Origin of the sequence: Flavobacterium sp. FlaQc-48 (assembly GCF_044007335.1) — a bacterium.
Lineage (GTDB): Bacteria > Bacteroidota > Bacteroidia > Flavobacteriales > Flavobacteriaceae > Flavobacterium.
Window position 1 is genome coordinate 184,171 of the sequence record NZ_JBIPCR010000005.1, and the last position, 25,006, is coordinate 209,176.

Annotated in this window: 20 protein-coding genes; 12 read left to right on the forward strand and 8 right to left on the reverse strand. The window is 34.3% G+C overall.

Annotated features, from left to right (window positions below):
• Positions 1 to 9 precede the first annotated feature (9 nt).
• Positions 10 to 1,515: a glutamate--tRNA ligase gene (gltX, locus tag ACHRWY_RS10285; protein WP_395354330.1), complete on the reverse strand. Its 1,506-nt coding sequence runs from the start codon at positions 1,513 to 1,515 to the stop codon at positions 10 to 12.
• A gap of 163 nt (positions 1,516 to 1,678) precedes the next feature.
• On the opposite strand from gltX, the gene ACHRWY_RS10290 reads away from it, so the two are divergent.
• From ACHRWY_RS10290 to ACHRWY_RS10325, 8 genes are all read left to right on the forward strand, one after another.
• Entirely contained in the window at positions 1,679 to 5,074 is a 3,396-nt protein-coding gene (locus ACHRWY_RS10290) for a hypothetical protein (RefSeq protein ID WP_395354331.1), read from the forward strand.
• Positions 5,071 to 5,490, forward strand: a complete 420-nt coding sequence (ybeY, locus tag ACHRWY_RS10295; RefSeq protein ID WP_395354333.1) for an rRNA maturation RNase YbeY — start codon at positions 5,071 to 5,073, stop codon at positions 5,488 to 5,490. The genes ACHRWY_RS10290 and ybeY overlap by 4 nt, the downstream gene beginning before the upstream one ends.
• Before the next feature lie 546 nt (positions 5,491 to 6,036).
• Positions 6,037 to 7,908, forward strand: a complete 1,872-nt coding sequence (gene mnmG / locus ACHRWY_RS10300) for a tRNA uridine-5-carboxymethylaminomethyl(34) synthesis enzyme MnmG (protein ID WP_395354335.1) — start codon at positions 6,037 to 6,039, stop codon at positions 7,906 to 7,908.
• A 341-nt stretch (positions 7,909 to 8,249) separates the two neighbouring features.
• Complete coding sequence (locus tag ACHRWY_RS10305; RefSeq protein WP_395354337.1) at positions 8,250 to 8,720, forward strand: GNAT family N-acetyltransferase; 471 nt, start codon at positions 8,250 to 8,252, stop codon at positions 8,718 to 8,720.
• Between the two features lie 84 nt (positions 8,721 to 8,804).
• Positions 8,805 to 9,653, forward strand: coding sequence for a class I SAM-dependent methyltransferase (locus ACHRWY_RS10310; protein ID WP_395354625.1), 849 nt, complete (start codon positions 8,805 to 8,807; stop codon positions 9,651 to 9,653).
• Positions 9,654 to 9,900: 247 nt separating this feature from the next.
• Positions 9,901 to 10,482 carry an OmpH family outer membrane protein gene (locus tag ACHRWY_RS10315; RefSeq protein ID WP_395354338.1) on the forward strand — a complete coding sequence of 194 codons (582 nt, stop codon included), beginning with the start codon at positions 9,901 to 9,903 and terminating at the stop codon, positions 10,480 to 10,482.
• Between the two features lie 100 nt (positions 10,483 to 10,582).
• Complete coding sequence (locus tag ACHRWY_RS10320; RefSeq protein ID WP_395354339.1) at positions 10,583 to 12,862, forward strand: helix-turn-helix domain-containing protein; 2,280 nt, start codon at positions 10,583 to 10,585, stop codon at positions 12,860 to 12,862.
• Positions 12,863 to 12,953: 91 nt separating this feature from the next.
• Complete coding sequence (locus ACHRWY_RS10325; RefSeq protein ID WP_395354340.1) at positions 12,954 to 13,712, forward strand: hypothetical protein; 759 nt, start codon at positions 12,954 to 12,956, stop codon at positions 13,710 to 13,712.
• Between the two features lie 72 nt (positions 13,713 to 13,784).
• On the opposite strand, the gene ACHRWY_RS10330 is transcribed toward ACHRWY_RS10325, so the two are convergent.
• A complete protein-coding gene (locus ACHRWY_RS10330; RefSeq protein ID WP_395354341.1) occupies positions 13,785 to 14,753 on the reverse strand; it encodes an SPOR domain-containing protein in 969 nt (322 codons plus the stop codon).
• A gap of 256 nt (positions 14,754 to 15,009) precedes the next feature.
• Between ACHRWY_RS10330 and dprA the strand changes: the two genes are divergently transcribed.
• Positions 15,010 to 16,110 carry a DNA-processing protein DprA gene (dprA, locus tag ACHRWY_RS10335; RefSeq protein WP_395354342.1) on the forward strand — a complete coding sequence of 367 codons (1,101 nt, stop codon included), beginning with the start codon at positions 15,010 to 15,012 and terminating at the stop codon, positions 16,108 to 16,110.
• Between the two features lie 154 nt (positions 16,111 to 16,264).
• On the opposite strand, the gene ACHRWY_RS10340 is transcribed toward dprA, so the two are convergent.
• On the reverse strand, positions 16,265 to 16,672 hold the full coding sequence (locus ACHRWY_RS10340) for a hypothetical protein (RefSeq protein WP_395354344.1): 408 nt from the start codon (positions 16,670 to 16,672) through the stop codon (positions 16,265 to 16,267).
• Positions 16,673 to 16,702: 30 nt separating this feature from the next.
• Entirely contained in the window at positions 16,703 to 17,677 is a 975-nt protein-coding gene (gene trpS / locus ACHRWY_RS10345; RefSeq protein WP_395354345.1) for a tryptophan--tRNA ligase, read from the reverse strand.
• Between the two features lie 229 nt (positions 17,678 to 17,906).
• Here trpS and ACHRWY_RS10350 point away from each other — a divergent pair, with 229 nt between their 5' ends.
• A complete protein-coding gene (locus ACHRWY_RS10350) occupies positions 17,907 to 18,653 on the forward strand; it encodes a lysophospholipid acyltransferase family protein (RefSeq protein WP_395354346.1) in 747 nt (248 codons plus the stop codon).
• Positions 18,654 to 19,217: 564 nt separating this feature from the next.
• Here ACHRWY_RS10350 and recA read toward each other — a convergent pair.
• The 4 genes from recA to ACHRWY_RS10370 form a co-directional block, all read right to left on the reverse strand.
• Complete coding sequence (gene recA, locus ACHRWY_RS10355) at positions 19,218 to 20,225, reverse strand: recombinase RecA (RefSeq protein WP_395354627.1); 1,008 nt, start codon at positions 20,223 to 20,225, stop codon at positions 19,218 to 19,220.
• 176 nt (positions 20,226 to 20,401) lie between these two features.
• A complete protein-coding gene (locus ACHRWY_RS10360; protein WP_065451819.1) occupies positions 20,402 to 20,911 on the reverse strand; it encodes an acyl-CoA thioesterase in 510 nt (169 codons plus the stop codon).
• Between the two features lie 121 nt (positions 20,912 to 21,032).
• Complete coding sequence (locus tag ACHRWY_RS10365; protein ID WP_395354347.1) at positions 21,033 to 21,416, reverse strand: DoxX family protein; 384 nt, start codon at positions 21,414 to 21,416, stop codon at positions 21,033 to 21,035.
• Between the two features lie 7 nt (positions 21,417 to 21,423).
• A complete protein-coding gene (locus ACHRWY_RS10370) occupies positions 21,424 to 22,572 on the reverse strand; it encodes an ATP-binding protein (protein ID WP_395354349.1) in 1,149 nt (382 codons plus the stop codon).
• 434 nt (positions 22,573 to 23,006) lie between these two features.
• On the opposite strand from ACHRWY_RS10370, the gene ACHRWY_RS10375 reads away from it, so the two are divergent.
• Both ACHRWY_RS10375 and ACHRWY_RS10380 read left to right on the forward strand, forming a co-directional pair.
• Complete coding sequence (locus ACHRWY_RS10375) at positions 23,007 to 23,459, forward strand: hypothetical protein (protein ID WP_395354350.1); 453 nt, start codon at positions 23,007 to 23,009, stop codon at positions 23,457 to 23,459.
• 192 nt (positions 23,460 to 23,651) lie between these two features.
• A complete protein-coding gene (locus ACHRWY_RS10380; protein ID WP_395354352.1) occupies positions 23,652 to 24,944 on the forward strand; it encodes a hypothetical protein in 1,293 nt (430 codons plus the stop codon).
• The last annotated feature ends 62 nt before the right edge of the window (positions 24,945 to 25,006 follow it).

Here is a 25,006-nt window from a genome sequence, read left to right on the forward strand (position 1 = left end):
GTAAAATAATTATAGAGTTGCAATTGCTTTCTGGATTCTGGCAATAGTTTCTTCTTTTCCTATTATTTCAACAATGTCAAATAGGTGAGGACCTTTAAGTGCTCCAACCAAACTCAAACGGAAAGGCTGCATTACTTTACCCATTCCAATTTCATTTTTGGTCAGCCAGTCTTTAACGATTGCTTCAATATTTGCTGAATCAAAACCATCAATATATTCAAGAGTTGAAATCAACTCCTGCATTAAAGCCGGAGTTTCTTCCTTCCAGTTTTTGCTTGCTTTTTCATCGTATGATGTTGGTGCCTGGAAAAAGAAATCAGTCAAATCCCAAAATTCAGAAACGAAATGAGCTCTTTCTTTAATCAAAGAAACGATTCTTGTCACATCAAATTTAGATATATCGATGCCTTTTTCAGCCAAAATAGGAGTGAAGTCTTTCGCTAAATCAGCATCATTTTGTTTGATTAAATATTGATGATTGAACCATTTGTTTTTTTCCGGATCAAATTTAGCTCCGGATTTATGAACTCTGTTCAAGTCAAAAGCTTCTACTAATTCTTCTAAAGAAAATAATTCCTTGTCAGTTCCGTCATTCCAGCCTAACAAAGCCAGGAAGTTTATAACGGCTTCCGGGAAAAATCCTTTCTCTCTATACCCGGATGAAATGCTTTCTTCGGTTCTCCATTCAAGCGGAAACACAGGAAATCCTAATTTATCACCATCTCTTTTAGATAATTTTCCGTTTCCAACAGGTTTTAAAATCAAAGGTAAATGTGCAAATTCCGGAGCATCCCAACCAAAAGCTCTGTATAATAAAACGTGAAGCGGCATCGATGGCAACCATTCTTCACCACGGATTACATGTGAAGTTTCCATCAAATGATCATCCACAATATTGGCTAAATGGTAGGTTGGCATTCCGTCACTTTTAAACAATACTTTGTCATCAAGTAAACTGGTTTCGAATTTTACATCACCACGAATGATATCTTTTAAATGTAAAGTTTCATCAACCGGAGTTTTAAAACGGATCACATAATGTTCTCCGTTTGCAATTCTTTTAGCCACTTCTTCGGCGGAAATTACTAAAGATGTATCTAACTTTTCACGTATTGTGTGATTGTAAATAAATGTTTTTCCTTCTGCTTCTTGTTCTTTTCTCAAAGCATCTAAAGCTTCCGGAGTATCAAAAGCATAATAGGCCCAACCAGAATTGATCAGTTGATCAGCATAAGTTTGGTACAATGCCGCACGATCGCTTTGTCTGTACGGACCAAATTTTTCATTCTTCCCAACAGTTTCTTCAGGAGCAATTCCTAACCATTCCAGTGCTTCCATAATATAAGCTTCGGCACCCGGAACAAAACGGGTTTGATCTGTATCTTCAATTCTTAAATAAAAAACACCATTGTTTTTTTTGGCAAATAAATAATTAAATAGGGCAGTACGAACGCCGCCAATATGTAAAGGTCCTGTTGGACTTGGTGCAAAACGCACACGAACTTGCTTTGACATTTGTTTAAATTTTGATGCAAAGATACAACATTCGTTAAAAGTCAAAAGTCGAAAGTCTGAAAGGTTTTACCTCAAAGGTGTAACTTTTGACTTTCTACTTTTGACTTTCAAACTTATACTTATAATTAGTACTTTTATAGGTTATAAATAAAAGAGATTCAACTTGAAAACAACATCTGCGATATACCAAAAGCTAGAAGCATTTATAAAGAAATATTATACCAATGAATTGATAAAAGGAGGGCTTCTTTTTATTGGTTTCGGATTATTGTATTTTCTGTTCACGCTCTTTATTGAGTATTTTCTTTGGTTGAAACCCTTAGGAAGAACATTATTATTCTGGATGTTTATAGGAGTAGAAGTGTTTCTTTTGTTCCGTTTTATTTTGTTTCCGATTTTCAAGTTGTTCAAGCTTCAAAAAGGAATCGATTATAATCAGGCTTCTACTATTATTGGGAATCATTTTACAGAGGTAAGTGATAAGTTGACGAACTTTTTACAATTGTCAGCTTCTGAGAATTCGACAGAAAGTTCAGAGTTGATGTTGGCTTCTATAGAACAAAAAGCAAATTCATTACAGCCAATTCCATTTGGGAATGCCATCAATTTTAAAACAAATAAGAAGTATTTACCATTGGCAATCATTCCAATTTTACTTTTTATAGTGTTTTATATTTCAGGAAACAGTAATATTATTTCTCAAAGTTTTAATAGAGTAGTACACTTTAATGCTACGTTTTTACCTCCGGCACCTTTTAAATTTGTAGTGCTGAATGCTAATTTGCAGACGGAACAAAACAAAGATTTCGTGATCAAAATGGAATCTGTCGGGAATGTAGTTCCGGAAAATGTAATGATTCATATTGGTAACGAAAGTTATTTTATGGAATCATCCCAGCCTGGAAAGTTTGAATTCAAGATTGAAAAACCGGTATCAAACATTGCCTTTTCTTTTGAAGGAAATTCAGTTTCATCTGAAGAATATGAGTTGAAAGTAATCACAGTTCCATCCATTGCGAACTTCGAAATGGTGTTGAATTTTCCATCTTATCTAAAGAAAAAATCTGAAACGATTCAGGGAACAGGAAATGCAATAGTTCCGGAAGGAACATTGGTAACCTGGAAAATGAATACACAATCGACTCAGGAAATTGTTTGGAAGGATGAGAACGCAATTTTTAAGTTTGTAAAGGCAGAAAATGAGTTTAAATTGGCTAAAAATATCAGTCAAAATACAGAATATCAAATTCTTACTTCGAATAATAAGGTTAAAAACTACGAAAAACTTGATTATCAGCTGTCAGTTATCAAAGATCAGCATCCAACAATCACGGTAAGTCCGGCTCCTGATAGTTTAAAATTAGATAAGAATTATGTTCTGGGAAGATTGGGGGATGATTATGGTTTATCAAAACTACAGGTTGTGTATTACGAACATAATAAACCAAACACAGCAAAGCGCGGAACCATACCTGTGAAATCAGGAGTATTCGATCAGTTTGTTTTTAATTTCCCGAGTAATCTGGCAGTTCAGGAAGGGGTATCTTACGAGTACTATTTTGAAGTTTTTGATAATGATGCACCTCATGGATTTAAGAGTACAAAGTCTTCTGTTTTTTCTGATCGTGTTTCAACTACAGACGAAGTTCATGATTTAGAATTACAACAACAAAATCAGAATATAAATAGTTTATCTAAATCTTTAAAGAATCAGGAAAAGCAATTTTCTGAAATGGATAAAATTCAAAAAGCAGGAAAAGAGAAGGATAATTTAGAGTTTAAAGACCAGCAAAAAGTAAATGATTTTATCAAGCGTCAGAAACAGCAAGACGAATTGATGAAACAGTTTGCTGAGAAAATGAATAAGAATCTGGATAAATTTCAATCTGAAAAGAAAGATAAAACAGCCGATGATTTACAAAAACGTTTAGATAATGCAGAGAAAGATTTAGAAAAGAATCAGAAGTTGATGGATGAATTGAAGAACCTAAACGATAAATTAAATAGTGAAGATTTGTTTGATAAGATGGAAAAATTCAAACAGATCAGCAAGAACCAATCTCGTAACCTGGAACAATTAGTTGAACTTACGAAGCGTTTTTATGTTTCTAAGAAAGCAGAACAAGTTGCTGATAAACTTAAAAAATTAGCAGAGCAACAAGAACAACTTTCTAATAAAGAAAAAGAAAACACACAGGACAAACAAGAAGATATTAATAAAGTTTTTGATAAAATTCAGGAAGATTTAAAAGATCTGAAAGAAGAAAATAAAACATTAAAAGCTCCTTTGGAGATTCCATCTGACGCTTCAAAAGAGAAAGATGTTAAGGAAGATTTAAAGAAAGCTTCTGAAGAATTGAGTAAAAAGAATTCCTCTTCGGCTAAACCAAAACAAAAAAGCGCAGCTAAGAAAATGAAAAGTATGGCGGAGCAAATGGATTCAAGTATGGAAGGTGGAGAACAAGAACAACTGGAAGAAGATGTTGCAATGCTTCGTCAGGTTCTGGATAATCTTTTAGCTTATTCTTTATCTCAGGAAGATGTGATGAAACAATTTAAATCTATGAAATTGGGTTCTTCTGCTTTTACGAAAAATATAAAAGTGCAACAGAATTTGAAACAACAGTTTAAACATGTCGATGATAGTTTGTTTGCATTGTCTTTACGTAACCCAAAAGTGGCAGAAGATGTAACCAGGGAAATTGGAAATGTACAGTATAATGTAGATAAAGCTATAGAAAGTTTAAGCGATGTTCAGGTTCCAAAAGGTGTTTCCCATCAACAATATGCTGTTTCATCTGCAAATAAATTAGCAGATTTTTTAAGTGATTTATTAAATAACATGCAAATGTCAATGTCTAAACCAGGATCGGGAAAACCAAAACCGGGTGATGGGCAAGGAATGCAATTGCCGGACATTATACAAAAGCAAAAGGGTTTGGCTGATAAAATGAAAGCAGGAATGAAACCTGGGGATAAGTCCGGCGACAAAGCGGGAGATAAACCTGGCGAGGGTCAAGATGGAAAATCTGGGCAAGGTAAGCAAGGACAAGGTAAGGAAGGTCAGGGCAAAAGTGGAGATGGGAAGAATGGAGAAGGAAATAAAAATGGAGGAAAAGGTAATGAAAGTAAAGATGGAAATGATGGAGAAGGAGATGCTGAAGCTATCATGGAAATATATAAAGAACAAGTTAAACTTCGTGAAGCATTACAAAAGGAGTTAGCAAAACAAGGTTTAGATTCTCAGGGTAAAGCTGTCATAGATCAAATGAAAGCTTCTGAAAAGCAACTTTTAAATAAAGGTTTTAAAAATGAGAACTTGCAGCGTATACTTAATATTCAGCAAGAATTATTAAAATTAAACAATGCAGTTCAGCAACAAGGGCAAGATACAAAGCGACAATCTGAAACTAATAAGGCTGAATTTACGAATAAAACAAATGCGTTGCCAAGTTCGTTATTGGATTATTTAAACAGTGTAGAGATATTAAACAGACAATCACTACCTTTGCGCTCGAATTTTAATCAAAAGGTTCAAGAATATTTTAATACAAAATGATCAATTTTAATTACGAAACCGAATTTACTTTAGACAACGAACAAGCCTTTACAGATTGGTTGAGTGCTGTAATCGTTTCTGAAAATAAAAACGAAGGAGAGATAAATTACATTTTTTGTGATGATGAATATCTTCATAAGATAAATGTAGAATATCTAAATCATGATACGCTAACAGATATTATCAGTTTTGATTACACGGTGGGTAACGAACTAAACGGAGATATTTTCGTTTCTGTTGAAAGGGTAGAGGATAACGCAAAAGATTTTAATGTTTCTTTTGAAGAAGAATTAAAACGTGTTCTTGCTCACGGTATATTACATTACTGTGGATATAAAGATAAATCAGATAAAGATGCTGATTTAATGCGTTCAAAAGAAGATGAGAAAATTGCAATGTTTCACGTGGAACAGTAAAGACAATTAATCTCAATTTTTAAATCCGAAAGACTAATGTTTCACGTGAAACAATTGATAGTAAATTCAGAGCATATATATTAATGTTTCACGTGGAACGTTGGATTAAAATTTTAATTGTAGATCTACAAGTATAGTGTTTCACGTGGAACATAAAATGAAGATTATAATTTTGAAAGTGATACAAATGTTTCACGTGGAACATAAAATTTGCAAGAGTTTCTAATTGATAAGTTGTAGAATAAGCATGTTTTTAATCTGTTCCACGTGGAACAGTTTTTTATGATTTACGTCAGAAGTTAAAATTTTACGATTGTAATTTGAATTTAGATTCTGTGAAACTGATGTTCCACGTGAAACAAGTTTTGCGATTTAGTTGGAATTTGAAGTCTGGAATTTGAAGTCTGGAATTTGAAGTCTGGAATTTTTAAATTGTGATTTGAATTTTAATTTTGCGCGTAAGCGCCGTTCCACGTGGAACAAAAATGAATATGAAGTTAATTCTGAGAACTGCCTTAAACGGTTTCCAGAGAATAATAAAACAAAATGTTTTTAGAAGAATACGATGTTATTGTAGTTGGTGCAGGTCATGCTGGATCTGAAGCCGCGGCAGCGGCCGCAAATTTGGGATCAAAAACTTTGTTGGTTACCATGAGCCTGCAGAACATTGCACAGATGTCTTGCAACCCAGCGATGGGAGGAATTGCAAAAGGACAGATCGTGCGTGAGATTGATGCGTTGGGAGGATACTCAGGAATTGTTTCTGACCGAACTGCAATTCAATTTAAGATGTTGAACAAATCAAAAGGACCTGCAATGTGGTCGCCGAGAGTTCAAAGTGACCGAATGCGTTTTGCCGAAGAATGGAGAATGATGCTGGAGGGAACTCCAAATTTGGATTTCTACCAGGAGATGGTAAAAGGTTTGATTATCGAGGATGGAAAAATAAAAGGAATCAAAACTTCGCTGGGAGTAGAGATTCGATCTAAGTCGGTTGTTTTGACAAACGGAACTTTCCTGAATGGTTTGATTCATATCGGAGAAAAACAATTTGGTGGAGGAAGAGCAGGCGAAAGTGCTGCAACCGGAATTACCGAAGATTTAGTAAAAGTAGGTTTTGAATCGGGAAGAATGAAGACAGGAACGCCACCACGAGTTGATGGACGTTCTTTGGATTATTCTAAAATGAACGAAGAAAAGGGAGATGCGAAACCGGATAAGTTTTCTTATTCGGATTTGACATCTCCGTTGACGCATCAGAGATCTTGTCATATGACGTACACGTCATTGGATGTTCATGATATTTTGAGAGAAGGTTTTGATCGTTCGCCAATGTTCAACGGGAGAATCAAAAGTCTAGGTCCAAGGTATTGCCCTTCGATAGAAGATAAGATAAATCGATTTGCTGATAAAGAGCGTCACCAATTATTTGTAGAACCGGAAGGTTGGAATACTTGTGAGGTTTATGTAAACGGATTTTCAACTTCGCTTCCGGAAGATATCCAGTTTAAAGCGTTGCGTTCTGTGGTAGGTTTTGAAAAGGTGAAATTCTTTCGTCCTGGATATGCAATCGAATATGACTATTTTCCTCCCACACAATTGAAACATACTTTGGAAACGAAGTTAGTGGAAGGTTTATATTTTGCCGGACAAATTAACGGAACAACAGGATATGAAGAAGCAGCTTCGCAAGGTTTGATGGCTGGAATAAATGCGCATTTAAAAGTGCATGAAAAAGCGCCGTTAATTTTGAAACGTGATGAAGCGTATATTGGAGTTTTGATTGACGATCTGATTACGAAAGGGACAGAAGAACCGTATCGTATGTTTACATCAAGAGCAGAGTATAGAACATTGTTGCGTCAGGATAATGCTGATTTTAGATTGACTCCAATGTCTCACGAAATTGGTTTGGCTTCAGAAGCTCGTTTACGCCGAATGGAAAAGAAATTAAACGAATCTGAAAAGATGGTGGCTTTCTTTAAAGAAACAAGTGTTTCGGTTGCAGAGACGAATCCAATTTTGGAATCGAAAGAAACTGCTCCGATTACGCAGGGTGATAAAATGTTTAAAGTTTTCTCGCGTCCGCAAATCGATTTAGAGGATATGATGAAATTCGAGAAAGTAAAAGAATATATAGAAGCTAATGATGTGGATCAGGAAATTTTAGAACAAGCCGAAATTCAGGTAAAATATTCCGGTTATATCGAAAAGGAAAGAAACAACGCCGATAAGCTAACTCGTTTAGAAGAAGTGAAAATTCCGGAAAATTTCGATTACAATAAAATTAAATCAATGTCGATTGAAGCAAAACAAAAACTGAGCAAGATTCGTCCTGTGACGATTTCTCAGGCTTCAAGAATAAGCGGAGTATCACCAAGTGATATTTCGGTTTTGTTGATTTATATGGGGAGGTAAGAAAGTTTATTTATTTCAGGTTTCACGTTGTTCGAATGTGAAACCTGAAACTATTATACCTGAACAGAAAGTGAATTGTTCCACGTGAAACTTTTTTTAGTTCAAATAAGTGGATTTACAATTAGTAATTAATTTTGAATTGTTCCACGTGAAACGAATTTGAAATAAAGTTGCGTTTTAATTTGTTGTGATAAGGAATAAGAAATCTTCGTTGAAAAGTTGATAAAAAAGAATTCTTTTTAATTGTAGCGCTATTCTGGAGATTGCCTTGCTAATTTGCTATTGCTTTTGTCGTTTTTATTCTGAGTGACAAAAAAACTAAAATCTGGAATTTTAAGATTATGAGAATTGTTCAAAAAGAAGTTTTATCTCTGGAAGAGAAAAAATCCTTAATGCTGCTTTGGAATGATGAATATCCGGCAAGATTAAATTTGAAAACTATTGAAGATTTCGAACTATATCTAAACGGACTTTCAAATACAAAACATTTTTTATTGCTTGATGAGTCAGATAAAATTAATGGTTGGGCATTTATCTTTTTAAGAGAGAATGAAGATTGGTTTGCTGTGATTTTGAAAAATGAAATACAAGGAAAAGGAATTGGATCACTTTTGATGAATGAAATAAAAAAGAATAACAATAGTTTGAATGGTTGGGTTATTGATCATGAAAATGAAATAAAACAAAATGCAACATTGTACAAATCTCCAATTCCATTTTATCTTAAAAACGGTTTTGCTATTTGTTCTGAAATAAGAATTGAAAATGAGAAGATGTCAGGTGTTAAAATTAACTGGAGACGTGAAAAATAATATATAAAAAATAAAACCCTAAAAGTGATATTTTCACTTTTAGGGTTTGCTATGAAATTAAACCCAAAATCACTAAAATTAAAAATGGACGTTTTAAATAAAAAACATTTTCTTACTGTAAAAGACCATTCTGTATCTAAAGAAATTTTTGAATTGTATTACGATGAAAGTTTAGACATGCTAATTACATCTCCGCAACCCGATTTAGAAAATCTTGGAAAATATTACGAAAGCGAAGATTATATTTCTCATACGGATAACAAACGTTCGTTGTTTGAAAAAGCCTATCACTTTGTCAAAAATATTGCTTTAAAGAATAAATTAAATCTGATCAATTCACAACAATCGCATAAAGGAAGAATTTTAGATATTGGTGCCGGAACCGGAGATTTTTTGTTGACTGCAAAAAATGATGGTTGGGAAACTGTTGGAGTAGAACCCAGCGAAAGAGCAAAAAATATTGCGATTCAAAAAGGAATTTCTTTTGTGAATGAAATTGGTGATCTTCAAAATAATTCTTTTGATGTCATTACCATGTGGCACGTTTTAGAACATGTTCCAAATTTAGAATTCCAAATTCAGGAATTAAAGCGTTTGCTAAAACCAACTGGAACATTAATTGTTGCGGTTCCAAATTTTAAATCTTACGACGCGCAGCATTACAAAACTTTTTGGGCCGCTTATGATGTGCCAATTCACTTTTGGCATTTCTCAAAAAAAGCCATTCAGTCGCTTTTCGAAAAAGTAGATATGAAATTAGAAAAAGTACTTCCCATGAAATTTGATTCTTTTTATGTGAGTTTATTATCCGAAAAATACAAAACCGGAAAAATGAATTACATCAGTGCTTTTTTTGTTGGTTTGAAGTCAAATTTGAAAGCGGGCAGTACAAAAGAGTATTCATCGCACATTTATGTCTTAAAAAACAAGTAAAACGCAATTTAAGCCTGTTTCTGGCGTTTTCTCCTTATAAGTGAGGTCTAAATACGTCTTTTTTGAGAAAGTGTTTCTAATAAAAGCTATGAAAGTCACTTTTGATAGGGTAGAATTATTGACAATTTTCTTTCGATAAATAAAAACAATATGATAAAATTCTAGCATTTTTTAAACTTTATGTTGATGCTATTTATTTTTTTATATTTTTGTCTTCAATACATTAAAAAAAATAGAAATTCAAAAAATGAAAAAAGCATTAGTAATTATCGCACTTTCAATTTTCGCCGTTTCATGTAATAAAACTGCAGAAGTTAAGGAAGTAAAAACAGCTTACGTAGATACTTCGGTTTTAATGAAAGAGTACACTGAAGCAAAAGACCTTGAAGCAAAATACAAAGGGCAAGCCGAAGAAAAAGGAAGACAACTACAAGCCGAGATTACACGTTTTAAACAAGACGCTGCTAATTTTCAAAGTCAGGCACAGGCAAATGGTCAGGCTTGGGCTCAACAAAGAGGAGCTGAATTGCAAAAAAGAGAACAACAATTGGGGTATGCTCAACAAGCTTTGTCTCAACAATTGCAACAAGAAAGTGGTGTTGAAATGGATTCCTTGGTAAGTGGAGTTAAAAAATTCATCAAAGAGTACGGTAAGAAAAACGGTTATGCTTATATCTATGGAACTGGTGATGCAGCCTCAATTTTATACGCTGAAGAGAAATATGATATTACAAAAGATATCATTAAAGCTTTGAACGACAAGTATAAGTCGGCTCCTAAAACAGATGAAAAACCTGCTGTAAAAGAAGGAGAAGAAGCTAAAAAATAATACCAAACTAACTAACTAAATGTAAAAACCTAAATCTGTCAAGATTTAGGTTTTTTCTTTTATAAAAATGCGATACTTTTAGTTTTTCAATACACGCCCAATGCAAAACGTTACAGAAGCAGCTGCTTATACCTTACAATTCATCAATCAAACGCAAAAATCAATCTTCCTGACCGGTAAAGCAGGAACAGGAAAAACTACGCTCTTACGCGAAATTATTTCTACAACCCATAAAAGTACCGTAGTGGTGGCCCCAACGGGAATTGCGGCGCTAAATGCGGGCGGAGTTACGATTCATTCGATGTTTCAGCTGCCATTTTCAGCCTTTATTCCGTCTTATGAAGAGGCTTCTCAGTTTACGGAAACAGTTAAATTCGAGAACAAAGAAACCTTGCGGAGACACTTTAAAATGAACAACGTCAAGCGTAATGTGATCAAAAACATGGAGCTTTTGATCATTGATGAAGTCAGTATGCTTCGGGCTGATTTACTGGATGCTATCGATTTTATGATGCAGACCGTTCGCAAAATTTCACGTCCTTTTGGTGGTGTTCAGGTACTTTTCATAGGCGATTTATTGCAGCTTCCACCTGTAATCAGGGACGAAGAATGGAGAACTTTACGCAATTATTACAAAGGAAAATTCTTTTTCCATTCGCATGTCATTCAGCAATTTCCGCCTTTATATATCGAATTATCAAAGATTTATCGTCAGTCTGATGATACTTTTATCTCGGTTTTGAACAATCTTCGCAACAATCAGATTACACCTCAGGACATTCAGGTTTTAAACGAGTATGTTAGACCGGATTTTGATTTAAAAAACAATCCGGGATATATTACACTTACCACGCATAATGCTAAAGCCGATTCTATTAACGAACAGGCAATTGGTGATTTAGCCGGAAATGAGTTCGCTTATCAGCCCTTTATTGTGGGGGATTTTCCGGAGAAAATTTTTCCCGTTGAGGAAAATTTAAAACTCAAAGTGGGTGCTCAGGTGATGTTTGTAAAAAACGATTTGTCTTTTGAAAAACGTTATTTCAACGGAAAAATGGGTGTGGTAAAATCACTTTCGCCAGAAGAAATTTTTATACATTTTCCGGAAGAGAATAAAACCATTGAAGTAGAGAAATACGAGTGGAAAAATATCCGTTACAAAGTAAACGATCTCACAAAAGAAGTCGAAGAGGAAGTTTTAGGCACATTTGCGCATTATCCGCTTAAACTGGCATGGGCGATTACCGTGCATAAAAGCCAGGGCTTAACTTTTGAGAAAGCTGCGCTCGATGTATCGCAGGTTTTTTTGCCCGGACAGGCATATGTTGCCTTATCGCGTTTAACGTCCTTAAACGGTCTTATTTTGCTGTCTCCGCTGCAAATGAATGGTATTTCGAACGATCAGGATGTCATGGATTATGCTTTGAACAAAGCGACAGAAGAAGTTTTAAAACATTCGCTTCATTTTGAAACAAAGAACTTTATTCATAACTATCTGATTAACAGTTTTAATTGGGCCGATTTGGCTCAGGAATGGCGCAATCATCGTTTTAGTTATAACGAAAATGCTGCAGGATCCGAAAAATCGAAACATGCTGTCTGGGCACATAAACGTTTAGAAATAATTGACGGGCTAACAGATCCTGCGCAGAAATTCGTTCATCAGCTTAATAAAATTTTCAATAAAGAAACCGTCGATATGTTTTTCGTACAGGAAAGGGTAGTGGCCGCTTATGATTATTTTTTCAAGCCAATGGATAAGCTGGTGACGGATCTTTTGAACAAAATGGCCGAAATTCAGAAATTTAAAAAAGTAAAAGAGTTTTATGAAGAACTGGCTTTTCTGGATGATTTGCAAACCAAAGCCGTTTTGCGCTTAATGAAGGCCAAATTACTCATAGAAATTGTCGTGGCAGGCGAAACCATCTGCAAGGAGAAATTGTCGTCTACAGCGATTAAAAACTACAAATTAGACAAGGTTGCAAAGATTCGCGAGGAATTAAATATGTCGAACACTGATATTTTTAAATCAGAAGAACCTGTAGTGCGCTACACGGCACGCAAATTGGATAAAAGTGTACCAAAAGCTGACAAGAAAACAACTATTGAAGAAACGCATGATTTATGGCTGGAAAAAAATTCAATAGAAGATATTGCCCGAATTCGAAAACTCACCGTGCAAACTATTGAAATGCATTTGGTTAAATTGATTCAGGCCAAAAAAGTAGAGATTTCAGATGTTTTACCCTATGATAAAATCCTGGCCCTGCGTGAAGCATTTGAATTTTATCAGGAAGAATCTTTGAGTCCGCTAAAGGAAAAACATGGCGATGAATTTACCTGGGATGAGCTTAAAATGTTCAAAGCCAGTATCAATTGATTTTAGATTTTGTAACTTAGGGTTTTAGATTTTGGTTCCAAGCCTCGAAAATTTGGAATAAATTATAAAAACATTATGTAAAATAGAAATTATGAAGAAACTACTATATATCCTATTCATCGGTATTTGCATTCAAAATGTATCAGGACAGGATTTGAAACCGGAATACCAGAAGTTCGTTAAAAGCTTTATTGATAATGTGAAAAACGATAGGAAAGAGGCTGTCGCTGCGGCGATTAAATATCCTTTGAGAAGGGAAAACCCAATTCCGTCTATAAAAAATAAGACTGAGTTTGTAAAAAGATATGCTGAAATTTTTGATGCTAAACTGAAAACTGAAATTTCAAAATCAAATCCTGCAAAAGACTGGTCAGAAGTAGGCTGGCGAGGTATAATGTTAAATCAGGGTACTTTGTGGATGGATACAGATGGAAAAGTTTTCTCGATTAATTATCAGTCAAAAGTTGAAAGCGATCTCAAAAACAAGTTAATAGCTGCTGAAAAAAACAAACTTCACCCATCGATTGCAAAGTTTAAAGCGCCGGAAGTAATACTGGAAACATCTAAATTCAGAGTCCGAATTGATGATTTAGGAAATGATAATTACAGATATGCGTCTTGGTCGATAAAGCAATCAATGAGTGAAAAGCCGGATTTAGTTATTACTAACGGAAAATGGTTTCAGGATGGAACGGGTGGCAACCATCATTACGATTTCAAAAAAGGCAATTTCCTTTACCAGTGTTACATTACTGTTTTGGGTACAAAAGATTCAGCACCAGCTAATTTAACGATTTTTCAGAACGGAAAAGAAATTCTCAATCAGGACGCGAAAATTGTTCCACGTTAAACAAAATTCTATCCGGTTTCAAATAAAAAAAATTTAAAAAAAACCTATTCGGAAAGAATAGGTTTGAGCGTTTTATAAATTTTCAACAAGGATCCAGGCATCTGGATTTTCTCCTTTTTGAATTTCTTTTCGTGCTTTTTCAGCTTCAGCCATTGTGGGATAACTTCCGTATAGAACAGGAAATAAGCCATGTTTGTTTTCACCTAGCATTCTGGCTTTAAAACCATCTTTAACCAATTGGTTGTAAGCTTTTCGGGCATTTTGTTCGCTTCTAAATGCACCTGCCATAATGTGATAAGGCATGGTTTTTACTTCAATTTCTTCTACTTTTGCAGAATCAACGGAAAGTGTAACAGCTGGTAAAGGACTTTGAATGAAAAAAGTGGCTTCCTGTATCTTATTTTGAACTTTTTTCTGAACCGCACTTTCAACAATTAATGTTTTGGTCGCAATTTGATTTTGGTATAAAGGATATCCAATACTGCCCGTAATTCCAAGACCTAAAACAAGAATTGCAGCATATCGTAAGAAAGGATTTGATGATTTTCCTTCCTCTTCATTTGCATGTAAAGTTATAGTTTCTCTTTCTGAAATGGCTTCGATTTTTTTCTCGAATATTTCTTTTTTAACCAAAGGAGAAACAAAAGGGCTTAATCCAAAGGATGATGCCAGGTAATTCGTTTGATCGTTTGGTGTAAAGATTATGTTGTTCTCAGCATTTAAACGGATTTCGCCTATGTTTTTAAGGCTGATAACGCCATTTTCTTCTAAAGTTTTTTTCCAGTTTACAACTTCAAAAGCAATAGCACTTACAGCAAAACCGTAAGATGTTTTTTCCGCGTTAGCGATATGATTGGCCAATAGTCCGTCATTGTTTTTCAAACGGCTATTAAAAGAGATCATTTTTTTGGGAGGAAAAAACGAATTTGTACTTTCATTCAGCTGCGCTGATTGAATTTCTGTTAAAAATGCTCCAAATCCTGGAACCGTTACACACTGATAACGATACAATAACTGTGCTATATAGTTTTCGATTTTCATAGTAACAAAGTTATGCAACGAATATAGTTATCAAAATTTTATTCACAATTTTTATTAACAATTCAGATATTTTTATAGATAATTATTTTTCAATTAGTTAGACTTTTTTTGTCTCTTTCAAAAAAGGATTGCCTAATCTTTAAGTAATAATTTTTGAAAGAATTTACATCTAATTTATATCTTTGCTGCTCTTGAATTTATTTTAAGATTTGTTTTTTAAAAGATTTTTGTCTCCGCCTTTAAACTATATTCACTCATGTCAGATCAAAATTTATTTTATTTATTAGCCTTATTAAAAATTGAAGGGGTGGGGGATATAATGGCAAAAAAACTACTCAGTCATTTTGGTAGTGCAGAGACTATTTTTAAAACGAAAATAAATCAAATTGCTGCTGTTGACGGAGTTGGAACAGTCTTACTGAAGAATTTAAAAGATAAATCAGTGTTTGAAAAAGCAGAAAGGGAACTTGAATTTATCAAATCAAATGATATAAAAGTATCTTTTTTTCAGGATGACAATTATCCGGAGCGCTTGAAACATTGCTTTGATGCTCCTGTTTTAATTTTTTCATCCGGAAACATAAATTTAAAAAACAAGAAAATAATCAGTATTGTTGGAACGCGTCAGATTACGTCGTACGGAACAGAGTTTTGTAAAAAGCTAATCGAAGATTTAATGCCGCTTGATCCTGTAATTGTTAGTGGTTTTGCTTATGGTGTTGATATTGTAGCGCATCAGCTGGCCATGGATTTTAATTTACAAACCATTGGCGTACTCGCTCATGGCCTGAACCAGATTTATCCCAAATCCCACAAAAAATTTGTTGCCAATATAGAAGAAAATGGAGGATTTATAACGGAGTTCTGGAGTTCGTCAAATCCTGATAAAGAAAATTTTGTACGCAGAAATCGTATTGTGGCTGGAATGGCCGAAGCTACAATTGTTATAGAATCGGCAGATAGGGGCGGTTCCCTTATTACAGCCAACCTGGCCAATGATTATAACCGGGATGTTTTTGCAGTTCCGGGTCGTGTTACAGATAAATATAGTCAGGGTTGTAATGATCTCATTAAAACTCAAAAGGCAAACGTACTGACAAGTGCCGCAGATTTGGTTTATATACTCAATTGGGACATCGAAAATAAAGAAAAAACTATCCAGAAACAGCTGTTCGTCGAGCTGGAGCCTGATGAACAAAAAGTGTATGATTTCTTGCTTAAAGATGGCAAAGAGTTGCTGGATATCATAGCATTACAATGCGATTTTCCTATTTATAAAATATCAGGATTGCTTTTAAATATGGAATTGAAGGGAGTTATCAGGCCACTTCCGGGGAAATTGTTTGAGGCAATTTAGAAATCAAAAAAGTGCCACAAATTACGCTAATTTTTACCAAGTTAATTCGTGAAAATTAGTGTAATTCGCAGCAGATATTTTATTTCCCACACCAAAGTAATTCGCTAAGTTTAGATAAAGTAGCTATGAAGAATAGCTGATACTTTCGTTTTGCTTATTTTTTATTATCGTAATCCCAGAAAGCTTCTTTTGTACCTGTACCATCAAGTAAACAAAAAGCAGTGTAAGACAGGTTTACAATCCAATCATCAATTTGTTCTATTTGCGGGTCATTAATTAGTTTATTACTTTGTAGCATTCCTTCGGGATACAAAGCCCACATTCGACCTAAATGGCAAATTCCCCACACAGAAGCTATTATTCTTTTGTCAATAAATTCTTTTTCAAATTCCGGAGCAAGAACTTTTAAAGCTTGCATAATTAGATGATAGTTTTTTTCGTGTAAAATACCCTTAAAAGGGCGCAATTGTCCAAGAAAACCATTTTTCCATCTTTCATTCTCAAAATTTTCATGTCGTCCGCTTTGGTACATTAATTCTTCTATGGCATCTTCTTTGGTCATAAGTTCAATGTAAAATTTTAGAAGATTGGTTTATTTACCAAACCCAAGTACTTCGCGAACTTTTGCCAGAACGCCATCAGCAACTACAGAAGCTTTTGCTGCACCTTTTTTCAATAATGCATCTACTTCATCAAGGTTATTGATATAGTAATTGTATTTTTCTCTTTCGGTTTTAAATTTTTCGGTAATCAATTCAAACAAAGCTTGTTTGGCATGGCCATAACCGTAATTTCCGCCTAAATAATTGGTTCTCATTTCGGCAATTTGAGCTTCAGTTCCTAACAATGAATAAATTGCAAAAGCATTGCAGGTATCCGGATTTTTAGGATCTTCAAGCGGCGTACTATCCGTTTCTATGCTCATAACCTGCTTGCGCAATGTTTTGTCATCGAGGAAAATATTGATAATATTATTGGCCGATTTACTCATTTTTCCGCCGTTTGTTCCGGGAATCAACTTACTGTCTTCCTGAATTTTAGCTTCCGGAATTACAAAAGTTTCGCCCATTTGGTGATTGAAACGGGAAGCTACATCACGGGTAATTTCTAAATGTTGTAACTGGTCTTTTCCAACTGGTACAAATTCAGCATCGTAAAGTAGAATATCTGCTGCCATTAACATCGGATAAGAGAACAAACCTGCGTTTACGTCATCTAAACGATCCGCTTTATCTTTGAAAGAATGTGCTAAAGTCAGTCTTTGAAATGGGAAAAAGCAACTTAAATACCAGGTCAATTCAGTGGTTTGAGTCACATCTGATTGTCTGTAAAACGTAACACGATCAATATCTAATCCAAAAGCAAGCCATGCCGCCGCTACACTAAAAGTGTTTTCGCGCAAGGTTTTACCATTTTTAATTTGTGTAATCGAATGTAAATCAGCAATAAACAAAAAAGATTCGTTTGCAGGATTGTTTGATAATTCGATCGCTGGAATAATTGCTCCCAATAAATTGCCTAAGTGTGGCGTTCCAGTACTCTGAACACCAGTAAGTATTTTTGCCATTCTAGTTTTTTTCTTAACCGCAAAGATTGCAAGTTTATTTTTTTTAACCGCAAAGTTCGCAAAGTTTTTCGCAAAGTCTGCAAAGTTTATTTTTCTTTAACCCCAAAATGGACCAACTTTTTTATAGTTAATAACAGTTTGGTGTTTCCAGATCATCAAAAATCTAATAATGTAAAAATCTCACGGTCTAAAAATCTAAATTCACTTCTCTTTTCTTACATTTGGAACCATGAAAGGATTAAAAATTGTTTTTTGGGTTATATGGCGCATTTGGTTCTACATTTTAATGGCCATTCCGATATTGATTATGCTGCCGTTTTTGTTGATTTCTATCATCTCAGAAAGGGGTTATCCCTATTTCTTTAAAATGGCCCGCATTTGGGCTAAATTTATCCTTTTCGGGATGGGTTTTTATTACAAAGTCGAACGCGAGCAAAAGCTCATTAAAAATAAAAGTTACATGATTGTGGCCAATCATACATCGATGAGCGATATTATGCTTATGCTGGCTGTGGTTAGAAATCCGTTTGTTTTTGTTGGGAAAAAAGAGCTTTCGAAGATTCCTTTATTTGGATTTTTCTATAAAAGAACTTGTATTTTGGTAGATCGAAATTCTTCAAGAAGTAAAAATGAAGTTTTTAAAAGAGCACAAAACAGGCTTAGTCAGGGACTTAGTATTTGTATTTTTCCTGAAGGTGGAGTTCCTGATGATGAAAGCATCTTACTGGATGAATTTAAGGATGGTGCTTTTCGTTTGGCAATTGATCACCAAATTCCAATTGTGCCTATCGTTTTTGCTGATAACAAGGAGCGCTTTTCATATACTTTTTTAAGTGGAAGTCCCGGAAAAATGCGCGTAAAAATATTGCCCTTTGTAACAACCAACGGCTTAACAAGTGATCATAGAAAAGAACTTCGGGACCAGGTTAGGCAATTGATATACAAAGGATTGATTGCTTTTGGAAAGAAAGAATAGTCAAAACAAAAAGCCCGACAAATTTTCCGAAATTGTCGGGTTTTCTTTTGAATTAAAAATCCCCCATTTATATTCAAAAAGACTATCGGTGAATTATTTTTTCAGAAATAAAACGCAATACTTTTTTAAATTTCAATTTGGTTTTTCTGCGGTTTTTATTGTACAACACTTCTATTTTTTCTTTCATGGTTAAAAATATTAAGGATTGATAATAAAGAGTTTGTATTAAACTCAAGTTAATGTCACATTTATATAGAGAGCAAAAAATGAAAAAGGTTGCGTAAAAAGTAAAAAAAACGTAAAAAAATAATGATAAAAACCCGTTAGCACCAAAAAACTAACGGGTTTTTGTAGAACAAACCAATCTAAATTTATTATAAAAAAAACCGTTGAATTGGGTATTATGGCAAATACCAGTCAAATTCTTGTGTTTATTTATAAGATGCCATAGTTTTAGAATGGTTGCGTCATTTTTTATTTATTTTTTAAAAATAAAAAACCCGACTCGTTTTAGTACTGTCGGGTTTGAATAAAAAAACCTGCAACTTGCAGGTTTTTAATATTTTAAGCGTTTGCTAATTCTTTGATGTGCGCTTTAATTTTTGCTTCTAATTCATCAGCTAATTCCGGATTATCTTTGATTAAAGATTTTACAGCATCACGACCTTGTCCTAATTTTGTATCTCCGTAGCTAAACCATGATCCTGCTTTTTTAACGATTTCAAATTCAACCGCTAAGTCAAGAATTTCTCCTGTTTTAGAAACTCCTTCTCCGTACATGATGTCGAATTCGGCAGTTTTAAAAGGCGGAGCTACTTTGTTTTTTACGATTTTTACTTTAGTCCTGTTTCCAATTACATTCTCACCATCTTTAATTTGAGAAGAACGACGAATATCTAAACGAACTGAAGCGTAGAATTTTAAGGCGTTACCACCAGTTGTAGTTTCAGGATTTCCAAACATAACCCCAATTTTCTCTCTTAACTGGTTGATGAAGAAAACAGTACAATTTGTTTTGCTGATCGTTCCAGTTAGTTTTCTTAATGCCTGTGACATCAAACGAGCGTGAAGACCCATTTTAGAATCTCCCATTTCACCTTCGATTTCACTTTTTGGAGTCAATGCAGCAACAGAGTCAATAACCACAATATCAATTGCTCCTGAACGAATTAAGTTTTCAGCAATTTCTAAAGCCTGCTCTCCGTTATCCGGTTGTGAGATGATTAAGTTTTCGATATCTACACCTAATTTTTCGGCATAATTTCTATCAAAAGCATGTTCAGCATCGATAAAAGCAGCAATTCCGCCGGCTTTTTGAGCTTCGGCAATTGCGTGTAATGTTAAAGTAGTCTTTCCTGAAGATTCCGGTCCGTAAATTTCTATAATTCTTCCTCTCGGGTAACCATTAACTCCAAGAGCTAAATCAACCCCAAGGGATCCTGAAGAAATTGTTTCAACTTCTACGATGGCTTTATCTCCCATCTTCATTACAGTTCCTTTACCGTAAGTTTTATCTAGTTTGTCAAGCGTAAGTTGTAGCGCTTTTAATTTGGCTTCTTTCTCTGAACTCATCTCTTTTTTTTCTTTTTCTTTTTCTTTCATGTAAATTTTTATAATTTATTCTCAAAAACAAACCAGAAATGATAACTTACTGATTTAGATTTGTATCAGGCTTGTAATTTTGTAAAAATAGTTCTTTTTTTTGAAGTTTGATTCTCTCAGATTGTTCCAAATTGTCACAAATTTCACTATAAAAATAAAGCCTTTAATTCTGTGGCATCAGAAGGTTTTATTTTCCCGGCTAATAGTAAACTCAATTGTTTACGACGCAAAGCAGCATCAAAACGTTGTATTTCAAGTTCTGTTTCCGGCGCAATTGGCGGAACTTCAACTGGTCTTCCGCTATCATCCACTGCAACAAAAGTATAGATGGCTTCGTTGGCTTTGGTTCTGCTTCCGGATTCACGGTCTTCTACCCAAACATCGATAAAAACTTCCATAGAACTTTTAAAAGATCTGGAAACCTTTGCTTCTATTGTAACTACGGCTCCAAGGGGAATGGCCCTGTTAAAAGCCACGTGATTTACAGATGCCGTTACTACAATTCGGCGTGAATGTCTGCGGGCGGCAATACTTGCTGCGCGATCCATACGGGCCAATAATTCACCTCCAAAAAGGTTATTTAAAGGATTTGTTTCGCTCGGTAAAACTAAATCGGTTAATATCGTTAAGGATTCTGAAGGGTGTTTTGGATTCATTTTTTTAATAATAAAATTTTATTTTGATGTCCGCTATACAGACGGTTTTTTTGCCACAGATTCAAAAGACAGGAATGATTTCTTCTTATTTTTTTACTCTGTGAAATCTGTGGTTTATATTTTAATTTAACCAATAAACAGCCATTACGGCTGGAATAAAATAGATGACAATGGTTCTTGCACCATCGTAATCTTTGGCTAGTCGTTGTCCGAAAAGCATCATTAACAAAGAGATACAAGAAAATACGGCGCCATAAAAACCAAATTCCCGGCCGCTGTTTGTTACCAATTGTATGGCGCCAACTACGCATAAAATACCGGAAATTAATTCTAAAATTAAAAGGTGAAGTAATGCAAGGGGCACTTGATTTTTCAATGGTGTTTTGGCAAAATGCCCTTTGAGCCAGTCGACATTATCTTTCCAGTAAAATATTTTTTCATATCCTGACTGTAAGAAGGTTAAGGCTAAAAAGGCTAATAGTAAAATAGAGGCAACATTATTCATTTGAAAACTATTTTTTATGAATTAAACGAGTCAGTTTTATTGATAAATCGGTCAAAATTATTTTTGCATTTCCGTTTCTTTCAATGTGATACATCGCATCCGAAAGTTCCTTGAAAATTTCATGAATATTATTTCCGTTTACAAAAGGGGCAAAATTTTCGAGTTTAAATTTGTCGACTTTTGGTTCAATATAAACCAAATCCGGCGCCTGATAATTAAGCAAAAGTGCCTGACGAAACATTTCGATACAAAACTGAATGAATTTTTTCTGGCTTTCACGTCCCAGTGCAGCAATTTCTTCACTCCAGGAAATCAAATCCTGAATAGCAGCCGCGTTTCCTTTGGCCCTGAAAGCGGCACGAACCCAATTGACAAACCATTGTTCAAAAGGATATTCTGAATCGTCTTCTTTTAAAAGATGTAAAGCTTTACTGAAATTTCCCTGCGCCTGATGTGCAATTTTGAAGGCCAGTTTTTCTTCGATATTTTCTTTGGAAATTAAAGCTTGTGCGATAACCTTTTCCGGCAGTCCATTAAAGTGAATCACCTGACAGCGAGAACGTATGGTTTGAATTATATCTTCTTCGTTTTCTGAAATCAGAATAAAAATAGTTTTATCCGAAGGTTCTTCCAGAAGTTTCAGTAGTTTATTTGATGCGGCGATATTCATTTTATCCGCCATCCAGATAATCATGATTTTATATCCTCCTTCGTAAGATTTTAACGAAAGTGATTTTAAAACTTCCTGAGCATCTTCGACCCGAATTTCACCCTGTTTGTTTTGAACGCCCAGTATTTTATACCAGTCAAATAAACCTCCGTAAGGCATTTCCTGAATAAAATTTCGCCAATCCTGAATAAAGTCTAAACTTTTGGGTTTAGTTTTAACATCTTCAGTTGTTACCGTTGGATAAATAAAATGTAAATCAGGATGTGAGATGTTTTGAAACTTCAGATTGCAGGAATCATTTCCGTTTTCATTTTCATTTCCTGAGTTGTTGCACAAAATATATTGCGCATAGGCGATAGCGGTGGATAGTGTACCACTTCCTTCTGGTCCAATGAATAATTGTGCGTGCGGAATTCGTCCGGAAGCTGCACTTTTTATCAAGTGACTTTTGATGTAATCTTGACCTAAAATTTGAGAAAATTGCATGAAGCAAAGATAGAAGAAAATGATGTAGTCAAAAATTTTCAAACAAAAGTTTATCGACTTGATTTAATTTCTGTGGTTAATGAAGTTTTGACTTCGGTTTTTTAGAGTTTATTAACCAACTTTTGTTAATAAAGAGATGATTTGAAGGAGATATTAAGACTTTTTTGTTAATAGTTTTTTGCTCTATACGACAAACGTAAGGTTTTTTTGGTTATTAATTTAAAGAATATTTTCTTTTTAATAGCTTATATCTTACCTTTTTTCTTTTAACAAATTTAACAAAAACTCCGCTAAAACGCAGATTATCTCGCCATAAGGTTGATATTTAAGCTTTTTTTAAGCTTTTTTTTCGAAAAAAAAAATCAATAAAGTTGCAATTTAAGTTAATTTATATATTTTTGTTTTCATCAACAACCAATTATATTTAAGAATCTATGAAAGGGAAAATTATTTTATTTAGTGCACTTTTTATATTTACAACTGGAGCTATTTCGGCCCAGGCAAAAAATGCACCAAGAAGTATTATTAGTACAACAGCTCTTATTCGTAAATATCATGATCAAAAGGAATTGAGTGGTATGCAAAAAGGAGAACTTTTGGAACTTTACATCGAGCGTATAAAAGTTTTAGTAAAAACGCTCCCTTACATTGCGTTGGTTACAAAACCTGGTGTTACGATGGCAGACTTAGGTATTCCGGACGATAACGAACACAAAAAGGTATTAGATGCTCAGGCAGTTGGTACAACAGCATTTTTAGATACGACAGTAGAGTTTCAAAGAAAAATGATGCCGTATTCAGACAAAGGAAACTTAATTGCTGCAATTTTGTTCTATGAAAGTACATTGAAATCTTTACATGAGTTCAACGAATTGAATGAAATGTAATGTTTAATTATATTTTTTAAAACCTATTTCGAATTGTTTACGTAGATGAGTTAAATTTTTTGCGCCATTTCGAAAAAGAGATAAAAAAACAACTCGTTCTCGATCTATCTGAATTAATCCCAGAAAAGTCGAGATGAGTTTTTTCATTTACGCATACCCAAATTTATTATTAACCGTAATACCCCCCTTATCATGAAAAAAATTACTCAAATGATCTGCGTTCTTTTGACAGTTACGAGTATGAGTGCTCAACAAGAGAAAGGAATTATGGGCTACACCAATTGGTTAAACAACTGGACCGAATTCAAGCCTAACAAAGTAGAGTATGGAGAAGCAAACCAAATTTTAGCAGGAAACATATCTGTTAATACTAAATTGCTGAAGAGGAATATTTATGTTTTGCAAGGCAATGTTTATGTTACTAACAATGCTGTTTTAACAATCGAACCAGGAACTTTGATTATTGGTGATTTTGAAACAAAAGGTACCTTAGTAGTGACTAAAGGCGCACAACTTGTTGCTGATGGATTAGAGACTGATCCAATTGTGTTTACTTCAAACCGTAGCCAGAAAAAAGCTGGAGACTGGGGTGGAGTTGTAATTTTAGGTGACGCTCCAATCAATAAATTTGGAAATGTTGGTTCTTATAACTTAGATCTTGATCCTACATTAACTACTTATGGTGGTGATAATGCTGCAGGAAATTCAGGAATTTTAAGATATGTAAGAATCGAGTTTGCAGGTAAAAAAGTTAAAGGAGTGGATACTTTCAATGGTTTAACTATTGCTGGTGTCGGATCTAAAACAATTCTTGAAAACGTTATGGTAAGCTACTCCGGTGGTGATGCATTTGCCTTTTTTGGAGGTGATATAAACGCTACTAAATTAGTTTCTTATAAATCTATCAATGACGACTTTAAATTTACACAAGGTGTTCAATGTCGTTTATATAACTCATTAGCCGTAAGATCTTCTTATTTATCTAGTAATAAAGACGGGTCTCGTTGCATGGAAGTAAAATCATTCGAAAAGAAAAATGAAACTGATTTTACTAAAAAACAAACTTTAGTTGTTGCAACTAATATTACAATGCTTAATGATAGTGAAAACATTAAAGCTGATATTCAGTCAGGTTTAGTGAAAGAGGCTGTATATGTAGCTGAAAGTGCTTCACTTGAAATGAAACGTAGCGTAATCTCTGGATTCAATCCAGCTGTTTTATTAGATAGTAAAACAGAAATTAATGATGCTAACCTTAAGAAAATCAAATTTGAAGAAATGTACTTCAACCTATGTAACGGAAACATCTTTACAGAGTACAATTCTAACAATGAAGACCTGGAGAGCTGGTATGGAAATAGCGTGTTTTTTAACGTTTACTCACAAAGTAACAACAGAGAAACATTTATCGATATTTTCAATGCTAAAAAACCGGATTTCAGATTACAATTAGGAAAAATCACAGCGTCTAGCAGCAACAGATAAATAGATTTCGATTTTTATTTCAAAGCGTAAATTTTATTAATAAAGTCCCCAGACACAATTTA